Raw genomic sequence first — 22783 nt, forward strand, 5'->3', positions numbered from 1 at the left:
GAAGGTCTGAAGTAGCTGGGTATTTCGCGCCAACTTCAGTCCTTGTCGATTTTGAAAGCGAGCAATCGATCAAAAACCAGCCAGATAGCCCACTCATTTCTCCTTTTTTGGCCGTCGCGAGCATCTCGCGGTGGCCATTTCCCGCATTACAGGCGCACCTCTCCTGCGGTGGCGATCAAATGTCGACGCGCCATCCACAAGTTCGACAGTGCGAACAGTGTCATCAGCTGCGCGGTGTTCTTGGCCAGGCCGCGGAAGCGTACCTTCACGTAACCGAACTGGCACTTGATCACCCGGAATGGGTGCTCGACCTTGGCCCGCACCTGCGCCTTGGCCTTTTCAATCTTGCGCTTGGCTTTGTAGAGCGGGCTGTTCTTGCCGAGTTTTCTGTAAGTGCTGCGACGCGCCGCGACCTGCCAGATCACTTCGCGGCCCGCATGTTCTGAGCGCTTTTCGACGCCGGTGTAACCGGCATCGGCGCAGACGACGTTCTCGTCACCGTGCAGCAGTTTGTCGACCTGGGTGATATCCGCCACGTTGGCTGCCGTGCCTACCACGCTGTGTACCAGCCCCGACTCATCATCCACGCCGATGTGCGCCTTCGTTGCAATGGCCTGCTGTAGTTGTTCATCAGGACTGGCTTTTCTAGTCGCCCGCACTGGCCACGCGGACCAATGCGGGGAGGTTTGGGGGCGGGCGGCGGTCAGTCGGCTTCGCTGGGGCGCTGGGCGCGCACCCCGGGGGAGGCGAAGCGCAGCAGGTGGGTGCGCTCGATCAGCAGGTACAGCACGGCGCCAGCGGCCAGGCCCCAGCCCGCGCCGTACACCGCCAGCACCACACCCATGGTGCCGGCGATACCGCGTTCGGCGTTGTTGTTGAGCTGCTCGAAGCCGACCATCAGGCAGATGTAGCCGGTGAGGATCAGCGTCAGCGACAGGGCGATCGGCAGCACCGGCTGGAAGAAACTCACCAGCGGCAGGACGAACAGCGCGAGAAAGCCGGTGATCCAGAAGGTGCCGGCGCCGCTGTAGATCGACTCCATCGCCTTGCGGCCGTACTTGTAGCGCTCGGCCATGGTCGCCGCCACGGCCGTCCACAGCGGGCCGGCCAGGCCCGGGTAGGGCGCGAAGAAGGCATGCAGGGCGTTGCGGATGGCGCACACCAGGTGGATGCGGTCGACGTTGATCTCGATCTTCTCGTCGGTGCGCAGCTCGTCGGCGCGCTGCATCAGCGACTGGCCGACGATGATGTCGCCGAAGGCGATGATGTAGGCGATCACCGCGGTGGGCACCGCCAGCATGAACACCTGGGCGTCGGGGAAGCCGGCGGTGAAGGGCAGGTACTGCCAGAGCTGGTCGAAAGCCGGCGCGGTGATGCCGAAGCGCACGTCCGGCATCCTGTACTCGCCCACCGCGATGCCGGCGACGATGGCCACGATCATCCCCGGGACCATGCCGTAGTTGACGATCTTGCGCGCCAGCGGCACCCGCTCGGTAAGCCCGCGGAACGACACCGAGAACATCAGGTACAGGCAGATCAGGCTGCCCAGCACCAACGAGATCGGCGTGTTGGCCAGGCGCCCGCCGGTCTCGATCTCGCCGATCAGCGCGGCGATGCCGGCGCCGATGATGATCCCGCCCTTCATCGAGTTGGGCACGATGCGCACCATCACGCTGCCCAGGCGCGTGACCCCGAGCAGGAAGAAGATGACGCAGACCAGGATCTGCAGCGCGAACAGCGCGCGGATCGCCTCCGGCCCCGGCTCGAAGTTGCCGAGAAACAGCAGCACCACCGGGATGCCGGGGGTGATCCAGCCCGGCACCAGCGGCACGCCGAGCAACGCCGGCAGCATGAAGCCGATGCCGCACACCACCACGTAGGCCAGCGCCACCTCGTAGGGCAGGCCGAGGTATTTCTCCAACAGCGGGATCATGCCCAGGCTGACCACGAACATGATCAGCGCCTGGAGCATCTCCGCGGTTTCCCAGCGGTAGTGCACGAAGGGCAGGCGAAGCTTGAACGGTCCGGCCTTCCAGCAGGGTTGTTCATCGCCGTCGTTACGTTTGTACAGTTGCATGGAGCCTCCGTTGACGCCGCGTGGCGCCTTCTTGTTGTTGTGAACGGATGCCGCCGGCAGCCGCCATCCCTGCAACGGGATGGCAGTACCAGGCAGAAAAAAGAGGGGTCAGGCCAGATTGCGCAGAGGTGCAGGCTGGGGTGGCGACAGGTCGCGTGCCCGTTCGCGCAGGACGTACTTCTGGATCTTGCCGGTCGAGGTCTTGGGCAGCGCCCCGAATATGACGGTGCGTGGCACCTTGAACGAGGCCAGGTGCTCGCGGCAGAAATTGATGATGGCGTCTTCGTCGACGGCCTGGTGATCGGCCTTGAGGTTGATGAAGGCGCAGGGGGTTTCGCCCCATTTCTCATCCGGTCGAGCCACCACGGCAGCTTCCAGCACGGCAGGATGGCGGTACAGCACACCTTCGAGTTCGATGGTGGAAATGTTCTCCCCGCCGGAAATGATGATGTCCTTGAGCCGATCCTTGATCTCCACGTAGCCGTCCGGGTGGCAGACGGCCAGGTCGCCGGTATGGAACCAGCCACCTTCGAACGCTTCGGCCGTTGCACTGGGGTTCTTCAGATAACCCTTCATCACCGTGTTGCCGCGCATGAAGATCTCGCCGATGGTCTGGCCGTCGCGCGGGGTCGGCTCCAGGGTTTTGGGATCGGCCACCATCAGCCCTTCCAGGGTCGGGTAGCGCACGCCCTGGCGTGCCTTGATTTCCGCGCGCTCCTCCAGAGGGCGTTCGTCCCATTCGGCATGCCAGGCGCAGATGGTGACCGGCCCATAGACTTCGGTCAGGCCGTAGACATGCGTCACCTTGATGCCCATTTCCTCGACTGCGCCGATCACCTTGGCCGGCGGCGCGGCGCCGGCGACCATGGCGTGCACGGGGTGGTCGATGGCGGCTTTGGCCGAAGCGGGCATGTTGACCAGCGCATTGAGCACGATCGGCGCGCCACACAGGTGAGTGACCTGATGCTCGCGAATCAGCCCGAGAATCTTCTGCGGGTCGACGCGGCGCAGGAACACATGGACGCCGGCCAGCGCGGTAATCGTCCATGGGTAGCACCAGCCGTTGCAGTGGAACATCGGCAGCGTCCAGAGATACACCGGATGGTTGCCCATCGCCCAGGTCATCTGGTTGCCCAGCGCGTTCAGATAGGCGCCGCGGTGGTGATAGACCACGCCCTTGGGGTTGCCGGTGGTGCCGGAGGTGTAGTTGAGGCTGATCGCCTGCCACTCGTCTTCCGGCCACTGCCAGGCGAACGCCGGGTCGCCTTCGGCGAGCAGCGCTTCGTAGTCGAGGCTGGAAACCGGCTCGCCTTCGCCGTACTCGGGGTCGTCCACATCGATCACGAGCGGCGGGTGATCGAGCATCCCGACGGCCGCGCGCACGACCGAGGAGAACTCGCGGTCGGCGATCAATACCCGGGCCTCGCCATGCTGCAGCATGAAGGCAATGGCTTCGGCATCCAGTCGTACATTGAGCGTATTGAGCACCGCGCCGATCATGGGCACGGCAAAATGGGCCTCGAGCATCGAGGGGATATTGGGCAGCATCACCGCGACGGTATCGCCCTTGCCGATACCACGCCCGGCCAACGCAGAGGCCAGGCGTCGGCAGCGCATGTAGGTTTCGGCCCAGGTGCGACGGATCGAACCGTGGATCACGGCGGGGTAATCGGGATAAACGCTGGCGGTGCGCTCGATGAAGCTGAGCGGACTGAGGGCAACATGGTTGACTGCGGCGGGCGCAAGGCCCTGTTCGTAGATGGTCATGCAAGACACCACTTGGCTGATTATTAGCTCTTGTTCTGCATCGCCTGGGAGCTTCTCCCGGGCGGCTTGCAAATCTTATAGATCAGTCGGAAGGCATATGGAAGTATTGCTGGGCGAATATGGTAATACTCCTATATCTATTTCCGTGCGGGCCAGGGGGTTTCTCCCGGCCAACCTTTCAGACGGATTGCTTATGAGCACAACTCCCGTTCGCCTTCACACCTGGCTGCGTCTGCAGCGTGAACAGGTAGCGCTCGACGCGCGCGCCGATGCCCTGTGCCGGGTGCTGCGCGGCTGCGCCGGGGTACGCCAGGCGTACTACATGACCTGGCAGGCCGGTGCCGGCATCTACACCCATGAGGGCAGTGGCGCACAGCTGCCTCCCGGCCTGGGTGATCCGCTGCAGGCCAGTGATCGCCTGCTGCATGAGCGGCTCGGCGGCGAGGGCCTGCTCGACCTCGCCGTTGTCCGTGGGCTGGACTGCTGGCTTGCCGGCCGCCTGCGCCGGGCAGGTATCGTTCAGGGCGCCGTGCTGGCGCTGGATCTGGATGAAGCCGTACCCGGGTTGTTGCTGCTTGCCACCGATGGCGATGTCGGTCCCTGCTCGCTGAGCTGGGTACGCGAGCTGTTGCTCAGCCTGCTCGCATGCGCGAGCGGCCTGGCGCGTCAGTCGCCGTTGCTCGGCCTGGATCCGCAACCGAGCCTGCTGCTGGACGAGCACGCGTATCCCGTCGAGCTGAACGCTGCCCTGCTGGCGCTGCTGGCCGATCGCCCTCTGGATGAGCTGCTGCGCTTTCTGCCCGTCAATCACGCCGCGCTGGTCGGCGCTTGTCTGGCGCAACAACGGGCTATCGAAGGGGTGGAGGCCGAATACGACCAGCGCATCCTGATCTGGACCTTTGTTCCCGACCCCGCGCAGAACCGGGTGCTCGCGCGCTGTCGAGAGGCGACCGCACAGGTCCTGGCCGAGCGGGATGCGGCACGCGCCCGGCGTCTGTATCGGCTGATCACCGAAAACACCACCGACCTGATCTCCCGGCACGCGCCCGATGGACGCTTTCTCGACGCCTCGCCAGCGGCCTGGCGGCTGCTCGGCTATTGGCCGGAGCAGTTGCGTGGCCAGCTCGTGGAAACGCTGTTCCACCCCGAAGACCGGGCCCAGTTGCCGGCGCGCAGCCGCGACGCGCTGGAGGTGGACGGCTATCACACGATGACCTACCGGGTGCGCCATCGGGATGGTCACTACCTGTGGTTCGAGACCGCCAGCCATGCCATCCGCGAGACCTATACCGGCGCGGTGGTCGAGGTGGTCAGCGTGTCGCGCGAAATCACCGCGCGGGTGCAGGCCGAAGAGAACCGCCGGCGTCTGGCCGAGGTGGTGGAAGTAAACACTGACCTGGTGTTGTTCATCGATGCCGAGGGGCGGGTGACGTATCTCAATCCGGCGGCAAGGCGAGCGCTGCGTCTGCAGGATGGGCAGATGCCGGCGCTCGATGCGCTGTTCGATACCGAGGTACTGGCGCTGCTGCACGGAACCGGCCGCACGACCGCCGAGCGCGAGGGCGTCTGGAGCTGCGATTCGCGTCTGCTCGCACAGGACGGCGGTGCCTCGGTGCCGATTTCCCTCGTGCTGCTGGCGCATCGGACGACCGGCGGCGAGCGTTATTACTCGCTGGTGGCCCGCGACATGAGCGAGCGTGAGCTGCGCGAGGCGCAGCAGCGGCGCCACCAGGACGAGCTGGCGCATACGGGGCGCCTCATCACCCTCGGCGAGCTGGCATCCGGCATCGCGCATGAGATCAACCAGCCGCTCGCGGCGGTGGTCAACTACGCCAGCGCCAGCCAGCGCTACCTGCAGAGCCTGGGGCAGAATCCGCAAGCAGCCGAGCGCGTGGCCCAGGGCCTGGAGCGGATTACCGAGCACGCCAACCATGCCTCGGAGGTGATCAAGCGCTTGCGGGCGTTCCTGCGCAAGGGGCAGCGGCGCATGCAGCCGCTCGATGTCGCCGAGGTCGCGCGCGACGCGGTGCGCCTCTGCGCGTGGGAGACCGCTGCCGCCCAGGTGACCGTCGAGCAGGTGCTGGCCGCCGACCTGCCACGGGTCTATGCCGACCGCGTGCTGCTCGAGCAGGTCTTGATCAACCTCTTGCGCAATGCGATAGAAGCGAACCGCGAAGCCCACCCGGGGCAGCCGTCGCGTATCGTATTGCGCGCCGAGCGACAGGCCGATGAGGTGGTCCTGGCCGTTGCGGACCAGGGCCGTGGGTTGGATGAGCAGGAACTCGAGCAGGCCTTTACGCCGTTCTTTACCCGCAAGCCGGACGGTCTCGGGCTCGGGTTGCCGATGAGCCGCAGCATCATCGAGGGGTTTGGCGGCGCGTTGCAGGGCCAGCCGGGCGAGAACGGAGGGCTCTGCATGCGCTGTTGCCTGCCGATCAAGACAATAACAACAGAGGAACGCTGATGAGCGATGCTCACGAGCAGGTGGTGTATATCGTCGACGACGACCAGGGCATGCTCGACTCGACGGTCTGGCTATTGGAGTCGGTGGGGTTGTCTGCCAGGCCGTTCATCGGCGGGCGGGAGTTTCTCGAAGCCTGCAATGGCGCGGATAACGCCTGCGTGCTGTTGGACGTCAGGATGCCGGGTATGGGCGGTCTGCAGGTTCAGGAGGCCATGCGCGCGCGCGGGCTGCAGTTGCCTGTGATCTTCGTCAGCGGCCATGCCGATGTGCCTATCGTGGTTCGCGCATTCAAGGCCGGCGCGGTGGATTTCATCGAGAAGCCCTACAACGAGCAATTACTGCTCGATAGCGTGCAGCAGGCACTCAGTCGTCAGGAACGTGCCGGCGGCACCGGCGAGCACGTCAGCCTGCAGGCCCGCCTGGACAGCCTGACCCCGCGAGAGCGCGATGTACTGCTGCCGCTGGTGCAGGGCTACACCACCAAGGAAATCGCTCGCCAGCTCGACATCAGCATCAAGACCGTCGACCTCTATCGGTCCCGGGTGATGAAGCGCATGCAGGCCGAGCGCCTGGCCGATCTGGTCGGCATGGCCGTAGCGGCACGCCTGGTGGATCCGCTGCGCTTGCGCGGCTAGGCGTTCAGGCCCGCGCTGCTTCCCGATAGGCGCGTGGGCTGTCGCCGGTCCACTGACGAAAGGCACGGGTGAAAGCCGAAGGTTCGGAGAAACCGAGACGCTGGGCGATTTCACTGATCGGCAGCCCAGCCTGACTGAGGTAGTGGATGGCCAGGTCGCGGCGCAGGCCATCCTTGAGCGCCTGGAAGCGGGCACCTTCGAGGGCAAGACGCCGCCGCAGGGTGCGCTCGGTGATATGCAGCGCCGCTGCCGCGGCTTCGATACCGAGGTCCCTGAACGCGCCATCGTATTGGAACAGGTCACTGACGCTGCGCGTGAAGGCGGCCTGGTAGGACGGGCGCGTGAACCATTCCAGCGGCGCCCGCCGCAGGTGTTCACGCAGCGTGGCGGGCGTCTGGACCACCGGCATGTCCAGGCATTGAGGGTCGAGCACCAGGCGGCAATCGGGCATCGAGAAGCGTGCCGGGCAGGGAAACATCAGCCTGTACTCGGCATGGTTGGCCGGTTGCGGGTAGTCGAAGTGCACCTCCCGCAATCCGATGCGCTGGCCCACCAGCCAGCTGGCGAAACGATGCCAGAGCAGCATGAACACTTCCCGCAAGAGATGCTCCGGGTCATGCTCCGGATCGGCCAGGCGCATCACGAAAGCGGTTTGCCCGCCATCGGCGGTCAGCTCCAGCCGCCCGCGGGTGAGCAATGACAACGCCTATGCCGAGGCCTTGTTCCGCACGGCGAAGTACTGCCCGCTGTGGCCGGAGCGGCCCTTCGACACGCTGGAGCAGGCCAGGAACTGGGTGAACAGCTTCGTGGCCTGGTACAACCATGAACATCGCCACAGCGCCCTGAAGTTCGTGACCCCGGCGCAGCGACATACTGGCCAGGCGGAAGAGTTGCTGCGCAAGCGTATCGAGCTGTACGAGGCGGCGCGTGCACGGCACCCGGAGCGCTGGAGCGGCAACATCAGGAACTGGGTGCTGGCACCAATCGTGTGCCTGAACCCGGAGCGGGAAGCGGTACTGCAGCAAACATCAAAGGCAGCGTGACACGCTCACGCGACAACTACCTTGAAAATCGCCGTCTAGCTCTCAGCGATAAGCGAGACTTGGGTCGTAGGTCTGAGGTCGCTGACGGCTGAGGTGATGTGATTCGTCTATTGGTTTGGTCATTTGTAAGCGCTCCATAACCACACCTTCAACTGAGCTATCCGTTTCCGGATGCTGGGCTCCCTGTTTTCCCCAGTGGAGCCCCGTCATGATGCGTCCCGACGCCAAGGTGCAGAAGGTCTACCTCTATCCCAAGCCCGTCGGCTTTCGCAAATCCATCAACGGTCTGGCCGCCCTGGTCGAGCTGAATATCAAGGTGGAGCGCTTACGGTCATTTCAGCGGACAACCCGGCTAAAGTCCTCTAGCGCTCATGCAGCTCCAGAGCAGCCCGCGACCGCTGAGTGATCTCATCTCGCAGCCCTTGTGGCTTATGAACCTGAATAGCCCCTGCGTGAGATAACACCCACCACTTCAGCTCCCAGCTGTCATTCACCGTAGCGGTCAGTTTTGAGCCGTCATCCTCTGCAACCAGCAGCATGTCATGTGAAATGGGGGCTTCTTGCAGAAGGCGGGCGAGGCTTTCGCTCACCCAGGCTTCAAGCTGAATCTTCTCGTGTGTACCAAACTGCATGGCGCCGCTTTCGACATAGTCCTGCAAATTAAATCCGTCGGGTTTGCAGCTGGCACTTGCGAGCAGGCGCGCTTCTTCGAAACGGTGAACAACGAATTGGCGGATGTCGTCGAAGGGTTCGGCGGTGGCAATGAGGTAGGTGGTGTGTGCTCGCTGTACAAGACCCAAGGGGTTAAGTGTGAAGTTGTGGAACTGATTTTTGTGGGCTGAGTAGTAGCGGCAGCTGAGCTGGATGTCGTTCATCAATGCTTGCTGAATAATTTCCAAGAGGTCGGCTTTGATATCGGGAGGGGTCTGGGAGAGTTCTGGCTGTACGCTTGCCACCTTGTCCAGCCAACGAGCTGAAGGATTTTCTTCGCTCATGGCTTCCAGCTTTTGCCGGGCCAGGTTGAAGCGCGGCTCTAGTGTTTTAAGCATAAAGGTCGGAATCAATGGCCTGATGCTGTCTTCCACCAGTCGCAAGGTAAGAGCTTCGCTAAGTGAGATGCCAGGAAGCTCGGCACTTTTGCCGGGCATCCAGTGCCAGCCGTAGGGCATGCCTTTGCTGTTGCATTGCAGTGGGAAAAGCCTGGAAAGCTCGACGAGGTCACGTTCGATGGTGCGCTTGGTGGTCGGGTGCCCTGCGTCACTGAGTAGGCTTTGCAACTCAAGCGTTGTGATACCCGGACCCTTGGGTGGCAGCAGCTTGAGCAGTTCCCATTGGCGGGTCAGTGTGCTGCGACTGGTGGCTGATGGCACGGTGTTCATCCATAAAATCGGCTGCATGCCAGCATCATGATGTGCCCAATCGCTTCAATCAACGTTGGGGCGGTGGGCCCACACAAAAATCAGCGCGATCTGGAGGGGTGTCACTGCGCAGCAAATCAGCCAGCTCTAATTTAGGTCGCGGCATCGTCTGCGGCTGTGAATCCGAGATGAGCTGCTGGCCGGCCCCTAGGAAAAATTCTGTTGAGGCCGTCAGCATCAAGCTGATGTCGTTTTGGTTTTCGTCGTTCTCGCCCAGCTCCCCGCTAAAAAACGCTTCACTAAATGCGCTGCAGATTTGCGTAGTTGTCGCCTCCAGCTCTTTTAAAATTTGATATCTCTTCCCCAGCAACCGCTCTGCAGCGCCTTCGAAATCATCGGCGTTGTAGGCTTGGCATGTTCCCGCCGCTGCATCAACCATTTCGCACTCCTGCCTTGCCGCTTAACTGATCTGCTTTGTTGGGTGTTTGAAGATGACCTTGGGGCAACGTTCTACCACTCAGCAAAACCAATCGCTCTCATGGTCGTGGCGGTTTTTAAGCTGCTTTCGGCCAGTAACGCATCAACCACCTGATTGGCATTGGTGAATGCTTGGAAGCGTGCACGTCGTGCGACCAGTGCAAAGTCACCTGGGGTCAGGCAGCTTTGCCGAAGTAGTCTGGCGAGCTTAAGGCTATCTGGCTTTTTCAGTCCCATTTGCCGCAGGTACCGTCGAAGCAGGTTGGTGATTTGTTCAGCGCCGAGGTAGTCGAAATTGATTTTCAAATCGAAGCGTCGCAATGAGGCCTCGTCGAGGTTTTCCATCAGGTTCGTGGAGGCTATAAACAGTCCGCGATAGCTCTCCATCTGCGTCAGCATTTCGTTTACCGCGCTTACTTCCCAGCTGTGGCGTGCTTTTCGACGGTCTTGCAGAAAACTATCAACTTCGTCCAAGAGCAATACAGCATCATCATCAGTAGCTTGCTCAAATGCTCGGGCGAAGTTCTGTTCGGTCATGCCGACGTAGGGCGAGATGAGATCGGATGCCCGGCGAGTCAGAAGCGGCTTACCGAGTTGAATCGCCAGCCAATGACCAAAGGCGGTCTTGCCTGTGCCCGGTGGGCCGTAAAAGCACAGACGCGCCTCGCCATGATTGCGCAACCCGGTAAGCAGTTCGTCGAGAGGCATGTTGGTATTCGCCAGGTCTGGGCTGTAGAACTCAGGCAATGCCTGCAAACGATTTTGCCCTAGGCGCGCAAACCCTTGGGCTTGCAGTGTGGCGTTGACCAGAAACTCGACTGTAGTGTCCAAGGTCGCAGATGCGTCCTGAGCCGGGCTGTTTGCCACATCTATGGCCCGCGTGATGACGGCAGGCATGAGCTGTTCATGGTCGGCGAGCTTCTCGATTAACGACTGGCTCAGACGGTTGTCACTGGCATTGCGGATGATGCCTTCACGCTGAAGTCTGGGTGGGTTTTCCAGCTTGAGCACAAGGTCGAAACGCCGGATGTAGGCATTATCCAAGGCCCTGATGTTGTTGGTCAGCCAGAAGCAGGGGATTGAATTCTCCTCAAGCATGCGGTTGATCCAGCCTTTTTGCCGTTCTTGGCCCCCCATAAACATTGCCAGCTCATTGCTGCCACTGAATAGATCCTCTATCTCATCCAGCACCAGCAACGTTTTCTGCTGGTTGAGTACGCACATGGCCGACCTTAACGCGCACAGGCGTCCGCGCCGATCAATCGGATCACCACTGTTATCAGTGCAGGCAATTTCAAAGAGTTCAGCTTGTAGCTCGCTCGCAAGCAGGCGTGTGAGCTGGCTCTTACCGGTGCCGGGTGGGCCATAGATAAGAATGTTAACCCCGGATTTTTTCGCTTCGAGTGCTTGCTGCAGATAGGGGCGGGTAATGTTGAGCGGGGTGTCGAGGTGAATAAAGTCTTTGGCTTCAAGCCTGCTTTCGGGTGCAGGGCGAAAGGCACTCTGGAACAAACCGATAGCGCTACCTTGGTGGTGACGCACGGAAAACAGCAGATCCTTGTTGTTAAAGCCCAGCAGGTCGGACATGTGGTTGCGCACGCCGCTGCGCAGGTTTGCTTCAATTAAGCCTGACTTCACCAGGCGTCCCTCTGCCGAAAGACGCAAACGCAGGTCACTCTGTGGGATATCCAGCAGTGTGCTCAGCACCCTGACGAGGCGGTTGAATCCGATGTAGCCGAGCTGGTTGCAACAGTCATCTAGTAAGGCGTCTGTATTCATCAGTGAGCAGAAGCCGATCAGCTTTTGCTCGACTTCATCCAAGCCTATTAGCTGGGCTAGATTTGCCAGATTCGCCTGAAGGTTGTCTGGTAATTCTGGTTTGGGAAACGCTTTGTCGAACAGCTTGCGCTCTCGGTGGAGTGCAGCAAGGGCCAGCTCCCGGAAATTTGCTTCCTGGGTGTGATCCCTCTGCCTGAGAAACGCAGGTATAGGGAAATCGTCCTCATCATTACCCTCGGCAGCCTTTACCAGCCAGTAGATGCCAAGCTCGCGAGCGACATCATCATCACTGAAGCAGCTGTGGTTGATGAAATCCCGATGGCCGCCGCAGTCGATCACCAGCTTGAACATCCAGTTCAGGGCAAGCGGGCATGTGTCCTGGTTGTGTGGGCCAGATTTGCGAGTGACTGTGGGCATATTGAGTCCTCCAGAGAGTGTGGAGGTATTGTGAGGAATGCCTGCGACGCAATGTGTCGCAGGTTGTGTGCGCAGAAGCCCTTTGTTCGCTTACAAGGGCTTTAGGGTTCCAACTCTCCCAAGAGCATCACCACGGGTGGATTGCTTGCGTGGTAGTTGGCAGCGAGCATCATGCAGTCGACGTTTGGGCTGATTTCTTCAAGAGCATTTCCGAGGTCTGAGTACATTTGCATTGTTAAATCGTGGCTAGCAAACAACGAAGCAAAGAGATTTCTAAAGCGGAAGCGTTGTAGTTGTTCCCAGGGGACTTCGAGAGGGTCGTCATAGGGGATGATCTCTAAAAGTAGCTTCTGGCTTTCGCAGGCTCGCAGAACACGTATCAAATCCGTAATGTCGATGCAGACAAAGCCGGTGTGCATGAAGGCGTGCGTAAGCATATGGATGCCTTGCTCAGCCCATTTCCTAAATTCATGCGTACTTATGTGATGGGGGCATGTGATCTGATAAGCATTCTCGGGCAGTGCGCGTGAGCAGTCACTTTGATCGAAATACACCGTGGCACGCTTGTCATCCGCAGGTGGGTAGTAGTCAAGCGGTGCACTGATGACAAAGAGCAAGTCGCTTAACTCAAAGTTGGGCACCGGATTGTCTGGATAGAAAGTTGCCCGCATGGTCTCTGTAAACGTAAAAAAATCCATGACACTAAAGCTTGGGCCGTACTTCGGGAGATTGGTTTTTAATGGAGGCATTTCGTGCCCTCACTCGGCAGTTTTCAGGCGAATGATCTTGCGGCCTACGGCCGAGCTGACCAACCAGCTGATAAGTTGGGCGTAGTTGATATCCTCCAGCGCCGCGATTTGCTTGCGCGCCTCTTCCAGGCTGGCGAGCATTGCGCGCATGGCGTGAGCATCCAGCGTGTGAGTCAGTCCCGCTCTGGACATCAGCGTGACGGGTTCAAGCAAGGCATCGAATGCATCTTGCTGAATCAACAGGCGCGACAGATTGCTCAGTTGCTCCTGCAAATGCGCCGGTGGTTCAGAAGGGCTGAGAAAGCCGGCGAGGCTGATAATTCGACGGCCCAGGCGTTTGGTGTTCGAGGTTTCCTGCAGAAGAGATTCGAGGTTTTCCTTGATGAGGCTATCCATGGTGCGTCCCCTAAATACAGTGAGCACCAATCGTGAATCATGCTTGCGACGAAATGCGTCGTAAGCGTCGTGCGGCAATTTCTGATGATTGACTCTCAGCCGAGCCGAATTCGCCACATACCCTTTGCCCCTTCCTCTACCCAGCCGCCTTCCAAGATGTTCGAACCCTCGAACATATGAAGAGTGGCCCTGCCATCAAAGCCATTGCCATGTAGTTCGAAGTGGCCTGGCCCCTGTTCCTGACCGCGGTAGGACGTGTGCTCGCCGTCAGCTAAATACTCGATGGTGAGGATTCCAGCCTCAACTCGCACCTTGCATGGCTGATCCAGGGTTACGTGATCAGCTGCATAAGTTTCCATGTAGGAGTTTTCGTAGAGCATTTGAACCTCACTTGAAGTTTGTGGATGTTGAGACCAGCTAAGTCGGTTTCAGTCTGGCTGAAACGAAGCTACTTGCTAGTACAGCCACCCCTGTAACTCATCCAAATTGACCACCACAATTTGCTGCGCCATCGCTTTGGCATGCACTTTGGTCGTGTCGATCCGATAACGCTGCAGCACGTATTGCACCAGCGCACCGCGGGTCTCGATAACCAAGCGGCCATCCTGCATGCCGTAATCAGTCTCGATAATTGCCTGCTGCTCGGGTTTCAGGCGTGAGTCCAGTTCGATGATGACCTGCACCTGCGTACTCCAACCCGGATCCTGCTCGCGTGTATTTTCGGTCCCATCGTCCATCAACTCCGGCACACCGCGAAAGCGGCTAAGCACGAAGTCACGGTAATCCTTGTTCTTCTCGCAATAGGCGCGCACATGCCAGCGCATACCTGTGTAAATCAGAGTGTGTGGTGCGATCAGCCGAGTTTCAGCCTCCGGCGTGGTGAAGGACACATAGTCGCACTCCAAGCGCAGGCCTTCGCGGAAGGCCCGAAGGAGGGGGGGCGTAGCAGTTCCGGGCGTACCGTGCGATCAGGCACTTGCAGCACCTCGGTATGCGCATAGGCCAAGGCCAGTCCTTCAACATGTGGGGCGCGGTCATGGTTTTGGTTGGTGCAGGTAGGCACTGGCGCTGTCGTCGATAAACAGTGGAGCGAACTGCTTGCTCGGCACATACCCCTTCAAATGCTTGTCATATTCCAGGTTCTGCGGAGCGTGTTCATTGATATAGGAGTTGATGTCCTTGGACGCTTGCTGACGGCTAATGCCAAAGCTTTGCATCAGGTGGTTCGTGGTCAGCCGACCCTCCCACCAGGCCACCGTCTCGATGAGGCAATAGCGCAGCGCCAAATCCCAGCGTACCGATTCGATTTATTGCTTGCGTTTCATAGCCACTCCATCTGCTCGAAAACTTTACCTGTACGAGTAAACACTAGATGCGTAATAAAACATTACATATCATGATTGCAGCGTTCAAGTTGGTTTCAACGAGCCATCTGGTGCAAGGAGGATCAAGAGTAAGTGTGATGATGCTGTCTTGGGGAGTGATCGGAGTCAGCATATTGCTGGTGGTCATTGCTGGCATTGCTTTGTGCTGGCAAGTGCTGCGACGTCGTCAGGTGATCTCTGCCTTGCAGGGTTGCCAGGGCCAAGAAAAAGAGATGCAGGCTAGGATCTATCAGCAGGAGGATGAGATACGTGAGCTAACTGCAGGTCTGCGTGCAGAAAAAGCACATGTCGAGTAGCTGCAGCGGCAATTGAAATTTGCTGATGGGTTGAGGGTACAGTTACAGCGTGACTTGTGATCAGCAAATAGGTGCAGGTAACCCAGACCGTCAGGCATAGCTTTCCTGCAAGGAGTTCGAGATGACAGACAGCACAGCCTTCACGCCAACGAGGCGTAAACCGAAACAGATCAAGGTGTTTTTCGTTATTGATATGTGGGGTATCGAAGGTCCCTATGGTGACGGTAAGTGGCACAAGCTAATTCATCAATTTGCCAGTGAGTGGGCTTCGCAAAATCCAGCTCAGGAACCCGCAACGTTATGGTCGGTAGTCAGACCTTGCGATATTTTTGACAACGGCACTTCTTGCTACATGACCTCAAGTACGAAGCTTCCCGGTGGGTTTTTTGATCGCCTGGCTGGCTTTATGGAAAAGCATTTTGGTGCCCATGTACAAGTGCTCGATGTGGATTTCGACCTGCCATTTGGGGCGATTGAAGGGTGGAGAGCCTACCTGCATTTTGAGCAGGGTAAGTTGTGGCTGCCTGACGATGAAGGTGGGTGGTGTGAGGCTGCTGATTGATCTGGTCACTTAGCTCTAGAGCCTTTACCGCGGGTTTTTGAATGGCTATGGTGGCCGGATAATGTCAGGGATGCCGTGTGCTCAGGGATAAGCCTGTTGAGCATCCGCCCGCACAGGCGCACTCAGTTAAATCATCGCGTAGCACCAGCAGAAAAAGCTGCAGCATTGGTCCTCGGCCAAATGGCGTAAGGCGTGCTGTGCAAGCAAAAGCACAAGGATGCAACATGCAACTTACCCAAGCCCCAGCCCCCGGTGCTCGCGCGGTTATTCGTGACGAAGAGTGGATCATCCAGAATGCAGACCAATGCAATCTTGGTGGCTGGCAGCTCTCCTGCATTGGTGTGTCGGAAACCGTGCGCAATCGTCATGCGTTGTTCCTCACCGAGCTGGAAGACGTCACCCTGATTGATCCGGCGAAAACCGAGCTGGTCTACGATGAGTCCCCCACATTCATTGCCTCGCGTCTGTTTATCGAGGCGCGTCTGCGCCAGTCTGCGCTGCAAAACGAATCGGTAGTGATTGGTCAGCACGGTGTCATGGATGCGCTGCCCTTCCAATTGGAGCCTGCCCATCAGGTGCTGCAGCAGCTACGTCCGCGATTACTGATCGCCGACACCGTCGGCTTGGGTAAAACCCTTGAGGCCGGCATCCTCACCGCCGAGTTGATGCGCAGGGGCAAGGCCCGGCGCATCCTCGTAGTCACCACCAAAAGCATGATGCGCCAGTTCCAGCAGGAATTCTGGAACCGCTTTACCATCCCGCTTACCCGCTTGGACTCGGCCGGCATCCAGCGCATCCGCCGTGATATTCCGGCCAACCACAACCCGTTCAACTACTACGACCGCACCATCATCTCGGTCGATACACTCAAGCGCGACAGCGAGTATCGCCACTACTTGGAAAAGGCGTGGTGGGACCTGATCATCATCGACGAGGCCCACAACGTCTCCTATAAGGGGAACCGCACCCAGAGTAATCGCCTTGCCGAACTGCTTTCACAGCGCTCCGATGCTCTGATCCTGCTCACCGCAACTCCGCACAACGGTAAGAAGGACAGCTTTGCCAGCCTGATGCGCATGCTCGACCCCACCGTGCTGCCATCCGGTGCGGACTACACCCGTGAGGATGTCGATCACCTCTTTGTTCGCCGCTTCAAGAAAGACGTCCGCGAGCAGATGAAGCAGGAGTTCCCTGAGCGAGAAGTCTTCCGCCTGGCATGCGCCGCCAGCCCGGCAGAAAATCTCGCGTTCGATGCCCTGGCCGAGCTCAAGCTCAATAGCGACGGTACTGGTGCGCGTGAAGGCGCCATGCTGTTCCGCACCGTGCTGGAAAAAGCGCTGTTCTCATCCCCGGCCGCCTGCCTGCAAACGCTGAAAGAGCGCATCCGCAAGCTGGAAGCAAAAGACGCGCAGCATCCTGATCTGGACGGCCTGCGCGACCTGCAAGGTCTGGTGCAAGCCATCAGCGCCGACAAGTTCAGCAAGCTGCAGCACCTCATCAGCCAGCTTAAACAAGGCCAGCACTGGCAGTGGGATGGCAAAGACCCAAGTGACCGCCTTGTGATCTTCACCGAGCGGGTGGAAACCCTGAAGTTTCTCCAGCAAGAGCTGCCCAAGGCCCTCGGTTTAAAACCCGAGGCCGTAGAAATCCTGCACGGCCAATTGCCTGATCAGGACATCCAGCAAACAGTCGAAGACTTCGGAAAGACCCATTCGCCGCTGCGCTTGTTGATTGCCTCGGATGTCGCCTCCGAAGGTCTTAACCTGCATTACCAAGCCCATCGCCTGATCCACTTCGACATTTCCTGGTCGCTGATGGTGTTCCAGCAACGCAACGGCCGTGTGGATCGTTACGGCCAGCTGCAAGCGCCGAAAATCGGCTATCTGCTGACCGAGCCACGTCACGAGCGTATTCGCGGTGACTTGCGCTACCTGGAAATCCTCATCGACAAGGACGAGCAGGCTGCCAAGAACATCGGCGATCCATCCGCCTTCATGGGGCTGTACGACGAGGAGCTGGAAACTGTCGAAGTGGCCAAGGCCATCGAAGGCAACAGTACGGTAGATGAGTTCGCCGCGCTTCTGGCCGGTGATGATATCGACCCCTTCGAGGCGCTGTGGGGCGCGAGCGTACCCAGCAGCGCGAGCCCTGCGCCTGCTAGTACCGCAGCGTTGGCAGCGCCTACTGCTGAGCTCACCAGTCTGTTTAGCGACAGCTACATCTACCTGCGCGACGCCCTGCGCTGGCTGGCGCAACAGTCGCCGCGCGAACATGCTGAAATCAAAAGCGATGACGCACGCCGCACACTGAGCCTCCAGCCCAGTCGTGACCTGGCGTTGCTGCTCAAGCGCGATCTGGCCAGCGAGATGTGGCCGGAGGACAACACCTTCGCCCTGAGTGCCGACAAAACTGTGGTCGAGTCCGCCATCCGCCAGGCCCGTGATACTAACGCCTGGCCGCAGTTGCACTACCTCTGGGCGCTGCACCCCATTGCCCAGTGGCTCGACTACAAGCTGATGGCTCTGTTCGGTCGTCAGCGCGCTCCATTACTGCGCGTGGCGCAGGGGCTGAATGCTGGCGAGGCCATCGTGCTGGTCCTGGCGCAGGTGCCCAACCGGCGCGGCCAGGCCGTGCTCGCCGAGTGGATGGGCGTGCAACTCAATGCCGCCGGGCAGGTACAGGGTGTGCTCCGTCTGGAGGATGCCCTGCAGCGCACCGGTCTGGCCGGCAACCTCGGCAGCGGCGCCAACATTCGCGCCAACGATGGCAACGCCCCGGATGCCCGCGCCCTGCAAGCGTCTCTGCCAGACGTGATTCAGGCCGCCCAGCAGCATATCAGGCCGATCAAGCAGGCCTTCGATGCCGACTCCCGGGCACGCCTGGACCGCGAGCTGAGCAAGCTGAAAACCCTTCAGGACAAACACACCGCCCAGCTGGAGCTGGATTTCGCCAAGGGCATCGAGCAGGTCAACGCGGCCAAGCGCAAGCAGAAGGAAAGCGACACCGCCGAGCTGTTCAACAACTACCAGCAATGGATACGCGACACCCTGCAACTGGACGACCGCGCCCAGTTCACCGTGGTCGCGGCCCTGATGGCGTAAGGAAGGAAACCCCATGAGTTTTGCCATTGCCGGCCTGACCAACGCCAACGAGTTCTACAGCCAGCACTACCTGGACGAGATACTTGAAAAAGACCTCAAGCCCCTGTTCGACCAGTGGAAGGAGCAGGGCGCCGACAGCCCCATCGCCCGCTTGCGCACGGCCTCGGGCGCCAACGGCTACTTCCGCGCCCGCCAGCGCTTCCTCACTGAGCGCAAGGCCAGCGATCGTGCCAGCCTGTTTATCGATCTGGTGCAGCCACTGCTGCAGGCTATCGGCTACCAGCTGGCGCCGGAAAACCTCGCCCTGGCTGATGGCGAGCTGCCGGTGCTGGCCACCTACCGTGATGCCAAGCACCAGCCGCTGCTGGTGATCGCCGCCGCCATTGCCGGAGTGGATGACGAAGAACTGGGGCCGCTGCAGCTCAAGCCGCAGGCGACCGACAGCCACGGCAAAAGCCGCCAGGCCGACAGCGATTGGGAAGAAACCCTCAGCCGTCGTCTGTTCGCCGACGACCACCCGCCGCGCTGGGTGCTGCTGGTGCACCACGAGGAGTGGCTGCTGATCGAGCGCAGCAAGTGGGGACGCAAGGCGCTGCTTAGCTTCAAATTGCCCGATCTGTTCGGCCCGCGTGACGACAAACTGCTGCGTGCCCTGGCGGCACTGGCAGGCAGCCAGTCGGTACTGCCCGCCGAAGGCGGCGTAGCCCTGCTCGACAGCCTGGACGACAACTCCCACAAGCATGCCTTCGAGGTCTCCACCGACCTTAAGTACGCCCTGCGTGAATGCATCGAGCTGATCGCCAATGAGGCCATCTGGTACAAGCGCACCGTGGCCAAGGAGAAGGTCTACGAGCGCAACGACACCGACCTGGCCGACCAGCTCAGCCGCGAAAGCCTGCGCTACATGTACCGCCTGCTGTTCCTCTTCTACATCGAGGCGCGCCCCGAGCTGGGCTATGCGCCCATCGACGCCGAGGCCTACCTCAAGGGCTACAGCGTCGAGCACCTGCGCGAGCTGGAACAGACTCCCCTGACCACCAGCGAGGCGCAGGAGGGTTATTACTTCCATGAAAGCCTCAAGCAGCTGTTCGGCCTGATCTGGCAGGGCTTCCCACGTCGCGCGGACAACAGTGGGCAGATGGACTTCACCGCAGGGAACGACCTGCTGCTCGACACCGGCTTTACCATCGCCCCGCTGCAAGGCCATTTGTTCGACCCGGCGCGCACGCCGCTGCTGGGCAGCGTCAAGCTGCGCAACCGCGTGCTGCAACAGGTGATCGAGCTGATGTCGCTGTCCCGTGGCGGTGGCAAGCGTCGCCGGGGCCGTATCAGCTACGGCACCTTGGGCATCAACCAGCTCGGCGCCGTCTACGAGTCCCTGCTGTCCTTCCGTGGCTTCTTTGCCGAGGAAGACCTCTACGAAGTCCGCCCCGACCCCAAAGGTAAAAAGGCCAGCACAGGCGAGGAGGGGGAAGACACCGGCAGCGATGACGACCTCGACAGCGGCGACGAGCCGGAAAGCTCCGCCGCGGACAAGAAGAAGGACGCCGAACTCGACCCACTGGAAGCCGCCTATTTCGTCCCGGTCAGCGCCATCGGCCAGTACACCGACGCCGAGCGCCTGTTTGGCGGCAACCCGCGTAAATACGCCAGGGGCACCTTTATCTACCGCCTGGCCGGTCGCGCCCGGGAAAAGTCCGCCTCCTACTACACCCCGGAAGTATTGACCCAGTGCCTGGTGGAACATGCGCTGAAGGAAATTCTTCCCGGCAAAACGGCAGACGAGATTCTCCAGCTCACCATCTGCGAGCCGGCCATGGGCAGCGCAGCATTCTTGAACGAAGCCGTTAACCAGCTTGCCGAAGCCTACCTGCAGGCCAAGCAGAAGGAGCTGGGCCAAAGCATCCCGCACGAGCAGTACACCGAAGAAAAGCAGCGGGTGAAGATGTACATCGCCGACAGCAATGTCTTCGGTGTGGACCTGAACCCCATTGCAGTGGAACTGGCCGAGGTCTCGCTCTGGCTCAACGCCATCTTCAAGGGTAGCCATGTGCCCTGGTTCGGCTTGCAGCTGTACAACGGCAACTCTCTGGTCGGTGCTCGCCGTGAGGTATTCAGCACCGCCCAGCTTACTCCCGGCAAAGGCGAGAACGGTTTGCCCGAGCGCGACTGGCGCGCCGCTGCACCCAAGGCATTGCCGCTGACGCAGGCCCCGCAGGCCACCGAGATTTACCACTTCCTGCTGCCCGCAGAAGGCATGGGCATGGTCAGCGATAAGGTGGTCAAGGCGCTGGAGCCAGCCGCCTTCGAGCAGTTCAAGCAATGGCGCAAGGCATTTACCGCGCCGCTGACTAAAGATGAAGTGCGTCGTGTGCAGGCGCTGAGTGAGGCGGCAGAAAAACTCTGGCAGCAACACGCTGAGGAGCTCGCGCGGGTGCGCAGGGCCACCTGCGATGAGCTGCACGTGTGGCCCGACCCGGCGGCTAACCGTGCGCCCACCAGCACCGCGCAGAAAGACGCCATCTACCAGCGCGAGATGCTGAGCGAGGCGCAGAAAAATGCCAGTCCCTACCGCCGCCTTAAGCTGGTGATGGATGCCTGGTGCGCCCTGTGGTTCTGGCCGCTGGACAAAGCCAGCGAGCTGCCCAGCCGTGAGCATTGGTGGTTTGTGCTGGAGACTGTGCTGCTGGGCAATGCCAGCCTGGCCAGCCCCACTGCCGATGACCTCTTCCCGGAAACCCAGCCGCAACAGGGGCTGGACTTCACCCCCGAGCGCGACCGTTACGGTCATGTCGATATCGCCGCGTTGGTTGAGGCTTTGCCGCAGCTACAAGTAGCGCAGCAGGTAGCTGGTCAGCAGCACTTTATGCATTGGGCCCTGGAATTTGCCGATGTATTCAAAGCCCGTGGAGGCTTCGATGTGATCCTTGGCAACCCGCCATGGATCAAGCTGGAGTGGAACGAGCAGGCGCTGCTGTCGGACTTTGACCCGCGCTTTGCCATTCGAAAACTAAGCGCAAAGCAGGCCTCCGACCAGCGGGAGGCGGTATTTGGTGCACTACCGCAGGCGCGAGTGGACTATCTGATCGAGTGTGTTGCTATGGAGGGGCTAGGGACGTTTGTGAATGCTGAGCAGAATTATCCAATGCTCAGAGGGCAGCAGAACAATCTTTACAAATGCTTCCTGCCACTTGTCTGGAAGATTGGCAGCGGCGTACAGGCACTACTGCATCCTGAAGGGGTGTACGACGATCCTAAAGGCGGGATGCTGCGTTCCGAGTTGTATCCACGGTTACGGGCTCACTATCAATTTGTGAATGTGCAGCACCTCTTCTCCGAGGTGCTGCATTGGGTTACGTACAGCATCAATGTTTATGCGTGTGCTCAACCGCAGCCTAGATTTTCCACGATGGCAAATGTCTTCCTCCCGAGCACCGTCAATGCAAGCCTAGAGCATCCAGGTGGTGGAGTTACTCCAAGTATCAAGCATGATTTGGGAGGATGGAACTTCACGGGACACAAAAACAGAGTAATCAACGTTGACGGTGAAGTACTAGCTACCTTTGTCCAGCTGTACGATGCCCCCGGTACGCCACCACTGCAGGCCCGGCTACCTGCGGTGCATAGTCGCGAGCTGGTCTCGGTGCTAGAAAAGTTTGCCCGCGTGACGCGCCGGTTGTGCGATTTGAAGGGCGATTACTTCACCCTAGAAATGTGGCACGAAACCGGCGCGCAGAAGGATGGCACCATTCGCCGTCGAAGCACCGACGAACAGGGATTTGCCTCCGATCCAGACAAAGTCGTGCTCTCTGGTCCGCACTTCTTTGTTGCCAACCCGCTCAGCAAAACGCCGCGTTTAGTATGTTCAACGCCACTAGCCTACGACTCCCTCGACCTTGAAAGCCTGCCGGAGCACTACCTGCCACGCAGCAACTACGTCCCCGCGTGTTCCCTCGCAGAATATGCCCGTCGTGTGCCAAAGGTAGGCTGGCGAGAGGAGGGTCACAGCGATGCGAAAGCGGTAACAGAGTACTATCGATTAGTCATAAGGAAGATGCTTAGTCAAAGTGGTGAAAGAACCCTTACCCCTGCGATATCTGGGCGGCATGTCGCGCATATCGACGGTGCCTTCTCTGTGGTTTTTAAAGCGAGACACGCGTTACTCGATATGACGGGTTTGATGTGTTCTATCCCGTTGGACTATCTGACAAAAGCTAGTGGGAAAGCGAATTTTAGGGCGGAAATAGCGGAGCAATACCCTTACCCCAGGGGGTTAG

16 protein-coding genes and 3 pseudogenes are annotated in these 22783 nt (G+C 59.9%); 8 read left to right on the forward strand and 11 right to left on the reverse strand.

Annotated elements, in window-relative coordinates:
- Nucleotides 1–146: 146 nt before the first annotated feature.
- The 3 genes and pseudogenes from HZR81_RS21300 to HZR81_RS21310 form a co-directional block, all read right to left on the reverse strand.
- Nucleotides 147–605, reverse strand: a pseudogene (locus HZR81_RS21300) (IS5 family transposase); the annotation flags it as partial.
- Between the two features lie 98 nt (nucleotides 606–703).
- On the reverse strand, nucleotides 704–2077 hold the full coding sequence (locus HZR81_RS21305) for a solute carrier family 23 protein (RefSeq protein ID WP_042909937.1): 1374 nt from the start codon (nucleotides 2075–2077) through the stop codon (nucleotides 704–706).
- A 108-nt stretch (nucleotides 2078–2185) separates the two neighbouring features.
- A complete protein-coding gene (locus HZR81_RS21310; RefSeq protein ID WP_042909936.1) occupies nucleotides 2186–3844 on the reverse strand; it encodes an acyl-CoA synthetase in 1659 nt (552 codons plus the stop codon).
- A 193-nt stretch (nucleotides 3845–4037) separates the two neighbouring features.
- Here HZR81_RS21310 and HZR81_RS21315 point away from each other — a divergent pair, with 193 nt between their 5' ends.
- Together HZR81_RS21315 and HZR81_RS21320 are read left to right on the forward strand one after the other, a co-directional pair.
- A complete protein-coding gene (locus HZR81_RS21315) occupies nucleotides 4038–6308 on the forward strand; it encodes a PAS domain-containing sensor histidine kinase (RefSeq protein WP_079282612.1) in 2271 nt (756 codons plus the stop codon).
- Complete coding sequence (locus HZR81_RS21320) at nucleotides 6308–6943, forward strand: response regulator transcription factor (RefSeq protein ID WP_042909934.1); 636 nt, start codon at nucleotides 6308–6310, stop codon at nucleotides 6941–6943. The genes HZR81_RS21315 and HZR81_RS21320 overlap by 1 nt, the downstream gene beginning before the upstream one ends.
- 4 nt (nucleotides 6944–6947) lie before the next feature.
- On the opposite strand, the gene HZR81_RS21325 is transcribed toward HZR81_RS21320, so the two are convergent.
- Nucleotides 6948–7583 (reverse strand): helix-turn-helix transcriptional regulator, encoded by a 636-nt coding sequence (locus HZR81_RS21325; RefSeq protein ID WP_500129210.1) that lies wholly within the window; start codon nucleotides 7581–7583, stop codon nucleotides 6948–6950.
- A 31-nt stretch (nucleotides 7584–7614) separates the two neighbouring features.
- Between HZR81_RS21325 and HZR81_RS21330 the strand changes: the two are divergent.
- Nucleotides 7615–7986: pseudogene (locus tag HZR81_RS21330) on the forward strand (integrase core domain-containing protein); the annotation flags it as partial.
- A 208-nt stretch (nucleotides 7987–8194) separates the two neighbouring features.
- Complete coding sequence (locus tag HZR81_RS21335) at nucleotides 8195–8392, forward strand: hypothetical protein (RefSeq protein WP_011914486.1); 198 nt, start codon at nucleotides 8195–8197, stop codon at nucleotides 8390–8392.
- Here HZR81_RS21335 and HZR81_RS21340 read toward each other — a convergent pair.
- From HZR81_RS21340 to HZR81_RS21370, 7 genes and pseudogenes are all read right to left on the reverse strand, one after another.
- Nucleotides 8349–9383, reverse strand: a complete 1035-nt coding sequence (locus tag HZR81_RS21340) for a helix-turn-helix transcriptional regulator (protein WP_500129211.1) — start codon at nucleotides 9381–9383, stop codon at nucleotides 8349–8351. The genes HZR81_RS21335 and HZR81_RS21340 overlap by 44 nt on opposite strands.
- Before the next feature lie 31 nt (nucleotides 9384–9414).
- Complete coding sequence (locus HZR81_RS21345; protein WP_237262506.1) at nucleotides 9415–9783, reverse strand: hypothetical protein; 369 nt, start codon at nucleotides 9781–9783, stop codon at nucleotides 9415–9417.
- A gap of 71 nt (nucleotides 9784–9854) precedes the next feature.
- The gene (locus HZR81_RS21350; RefSeq protein WP_500129212.1) at nucleotides 9855–12017 is read right to left on the reverse strand and encodes an AAA family ATPase; all 2163 of its coding nucleotides are present in this window, start codon (nucleotides 12015–12017) and stop codon (nucleotides 9855–9857) included.
- A gap of 101 nt (nucleotides 12018–12118) precedes the next feature.
- Nucleotides 12119–12766: a hypothetical protein gene (locus HZR81_RS21355; RefSeq protein WP_500129213.1), complete on the reverse strand. Its 648-nt coding sequence runs from the start codon at nucleotides 12764–12766 to the stop codon at nucleotides 12119–12121.
- Between the two features lie 9 nt (nucleotides 12767–12775).
- Complete coding sequence (locus HZR81_RS21360) at nucleotides 12776–13189, reverse strand: hypothetical protein (protein WP_500129217.1); 414 nt, start codon at nucleotides 13187–13189, stop codon at nucleotides 12776–12778.
- 68 nt (nucleotides 13190–13257) lie between these two features.
- Nucleotides 13258–13542 carry a hypothetical protein gene (locus HZR81_RS21365; RefSeq protein ID WP_237262502.1) on the reverse strand — a complete coding sequence of 95 codons (285 nt, stop codon included), beginning with the start codon at nucleotides 13540–13542 and terminating at the stop codon, nucleotides 13258–13260.
- Nucleotides 13543–13617: 75 nt separating this feature from the next.
- Nucleotides 13618–14469: pseudogene (locus tag HZR81_RS21370) on the reverse strand (WYL domain-containing protein).
- Nucleotides 14470–14534: 65 nt separating this feature from the next.
- Here HZR81_RS21370 and HZR81_RS21375 point away from each other — a divergent pair.
- The 4 genes from HZR81_RS21375 to HZR81_RS21390 form a co-directional block, all read left to right on the forward strand.
- Nucleotides 14535–14843: a hypothetical protein gene (locus tag HZR81_RS21375; RefSeq protein ID WP_500129214.1), complete on the forward strand. Its 309-nt coding sequence runs from the start codon at nucleotides 14535–14537 to the stop codon at nucleotides 14841–14843.
- Between the two features lie 121 nt (nucleotides 14844–14964).
- The gene (locus HZR81_RS21380; RefSeq protein ID WP_237262500.1) at nucleotides 14965–15405 is read left to right on the forward strand and encodes a hypothetical protein; all 441 of its coding nucleotides are present in this window, start codon (nucleotides 14965–14967) and stop codon (nucleotides 15403–15405) included.
- Nucleotides 15406–15629: 224 nt separating this feature from the next.
- A complete protein-coding gene (locus HZR81_RS21385; RefSeq protein WP_500129215.1) occupies nucleotides 15630–18506 on the forward strand; it encodes a DEAD/DEAH box helicase in 2877 nt (958 codons plus the stop codon).
- A gap of 151 nt (nucleotides 18507–18657) precedes the next feature.
- A partial coding sequence (locus tag HZR81_RS21390; protein ID WP_500129216.1) for an Eco57I restriction-modification methylase domain-containing protein occupies nucleotides 18658–22783 on the forward strand: 4126 nt, incomplete at its 3' end.

The sequence above is a fragment of the Pseudomonas sp. LM13 genome (genome assembly GCF_041381355.1).
GTDB classification, from domain to species: Bacteria; Pseudomonadota; Gammaproteobacteria; order Pseudomonadales; family Pseudomonadaceae; genus Stutzerimonas; species Stutzerimonas frequens.